This window comes from Pseudomonas sp., assembly GCF_049590575.1.
GTDB lineage: Bacteria > Pseudomonadota > Gammaproteobacteria > Pseudomonadales > Pseudomonadaceae > Aquipseudomonas.
Map to the genome: position 1 here is coordinate 1 of NZ_JBAWDE010000332.1, position 1,502 is coordinate 1,502.

The 1,502-nt window shown below is 58.5% G+C and carries 2 protein-coding genes; both read left to right on the plus strand.

Annotation, left to right across the window (positions count from 1 at the left end; genetic code table 11):
• Positions 1 to 207: 207 nt before the first annotated feature.
• Positions 208 to 1,071: a hypothetical protein gene (locus WBR57_RS23185; protein WP_424087000.1), complete on the plus strand. Its 864-nt coding sequence runs from the start codon at positions 208 to 210 to the stop codon at positions 1,069 to 1,071.
• Entirely contained in the window at positions 1,017 to 1,364 is a 348-nt protein-coding gene (locus tag WBR57_RS23190; RefSeq protein ID WP_424087002.1) for a hypothetical protein, read from the plus strand. The genes WBR57_RS23185 and WBR57_RS23190 overlap by 55 nt, the downstream gene beginning before the upstream one ends.
• The last annotated feature ends 138 nt before the right edge of the window (positions 1,365 to 1,502 follow it).

A 1,502-nucleotide genomic window follows, 5' to 3' on the forward strand; every position in this document is an offset into this window, starting at 1 on the left:
GAGCAGGAGGAAGCTGAACCGCAAGTTTTTTAACATCGGCAAGTGTCATTCCACACTCAGACTAGTCTGGATTTCTCACAATTCAAATTATTCCATGAGCTAAAGCGGCGGCCGCATTGCCTCACGATAAATGTTACCGGGGAGGCAAGCTTGGCAAAGGGTTAAGCAGTTCGTTGACTCATAATCGTGGTTACCAGAACAACGACAATGAGTATCGAAGTAAAAGTGCAGTATTTGGGTCGGATTTACGACCGTTATCAACGAGCAGGAAGGCAACATAAGGGCAAAATCCTCGACGAGTTTTGTTCGGTCTGCGGGTATCACCGCAAGGCGGCGTTGCGACTACTCAACCGTCCGGTCGCGCGGGCCGTGAGGCACCGTCCCGGGCCCAAGCCAACCTATGATGCCGGCAAGATCCTCGGGCCGCTCAAGACGATCTGGCTTTCCAGCGAGCAGCCGTGCGGCAAGCGGCTCAAGGCGATCATTCCCCTTTGGCTGCCGCACCTCAAGAAGGGGGTGACGCCAGCGGTGCGCCAACAACTGCTCAACTTAAGCGCCGCCACGCTCGACCGGCTTTTGGCCCCGCTACGGGTCCGCCATCCGCGACGAGGCTTGAGCACGACCAAACCGGGCTCACTTTTACGCCACCAGGTAGCCTTGCGCGGCGGTCCGGCCAACACCACCGAACCGGGGCACCTGGAGGCCGACACGGTGGCCCATTGTGGCGACACCACCGCCGGGGACTTCATCTACAGCCTGACGCTCACCGATCCGGCCAGCGGCTGGACGGAAAACCGCGCGACCTGGAACAAGGGCGCGACCGGGATTTTGGCCCAGTACCAGGACATGGAGGACGTGCTGCCCTTCGCCGTGAAGAGCTTTCACTCCGACAACGGCAGCGAGTTCCTCAACTGTCGCTCCACCGTCATTTGCATGAGCGAGGCGTGCCGTTCACCCGCAGTCGCGCGTATCGCAAAAACGACAACGCCCACGTCGAACAAAAGAACTGGACCCATGTGCGCCAGCTCTTCGGCCACGACCGGCTGGAGCATCCCGAACTGGTGGAGTTGATGAATGCGATCTATCGCCACGAGTGGCGGCTGTTGCAAAACTACTTTTTACCCAAGGCCAAGCTCATCGAAAAACAGAAGCTCGGCAGCAAGTACCGCCGCCGCTACGAAAAACCGAAGACCCCGCTGCAACGGTTATTGGAATCGTCCACCCTCATCGAGTCAGCCAAGGCCGCTCTGCGCGCCCAATACAGCCAACTCAACCCATTCCACCTGCGCGAAGAGCTTGAACGAAAATTGCGTCTGCTCTTCACTGCCAAAAGTAACCTCGATCGTGAGGCATCGATGTCCTAACCGGACGCCTCTCCCGGTAACATTTTACCGTGAGGCAATGCGCATGGCGGAACTATTGCGCAAATGTTCGTGCGTGACGCCCCACTTCCAGGCGATACCGGGAACCGGAACGGCGCACCGTAACGGGCGCGCCAAACG

Bases quoted from the DNA above. Each gene is read 5' to 3' on its own strand.
- WBR57_RS23185 (WP_424087000.1), top strand. From the start codon at position 208: ATGAGTATCGAAGTAAAAGTGCAGTATTTGGGTCGGATTTACGACCGT.